General features: G+C 67.4%; 1 pseudogene. It reads right to left on the minus strand.

From position 1 onward, the window contains the following. Positions 1 to 508, minus strand: a pseudogene (locus KME80_RS49840) (IS982 family transposase); the annotation flags it as partial. Between the last annotated feature and the right edge of the window lie 66 nt (positions 509 to 574).

Below are 574 nucleotides of genomic sequence, written 5' to 3' on the forward strand. Positions count from 1 at the left end.
GGCAGGCCAGGCTGAAGGCGGTCACCGCGCCGTCGGCGGTGGTGATCAACATCAGCTTGGCGCCCCAGTAGAAGGCGTGGTGGGACTTGTCCATGCCGTATCCGGCGATCTCGCCCAGGCTTGACCGGTTGACCGTCACCCGCGAGGCGCCGCACCGGACCGGGGTGCCGTCCATCAACCGCAGCGGTTCGTGCCAGGTCGGAACCTGGCGGGCCATCCACAAGGCCGCCGCCGACATCTGCGGGCCCAGCTCTCGCAGCTGCCGGTTGTAGACGGCCTGAGAGGGCAACCGCGGGAACAGATGACCGATCCGGGCCGCCGCGACCCGCAGCCAGTAACGCTCCTGATCGCAACGCAGCAGTACCTGAGCCACCGCCACGACCACCGCCTCGGCCGAGGTCAGCACCGGGGGCCGGCCCCGTCCGCGAGGCCGTCCCCGCGAAGGCATCACGTGATCGTCCAAGTAGACATAGAGTGCGGTCAGAAGGGCGTCCAAGTCTGTCTTCACACACCGACCATGGACGCCCTTCGTCACGCCCGCAGCCGATCACCAAATTTCACATCAGCGATCTAG

The sequence above is a fragment of the Nonomuraea ceibae genome (assembly GCF_019396325.1).
GTDB classification, from domain to species: domain Bacteria; phylum Actinomycetota; class Actinomycetes; order Streptosporangiales; family Streptosporangiaceae; genus Nonomuraea; species Nonomuraea ceibae.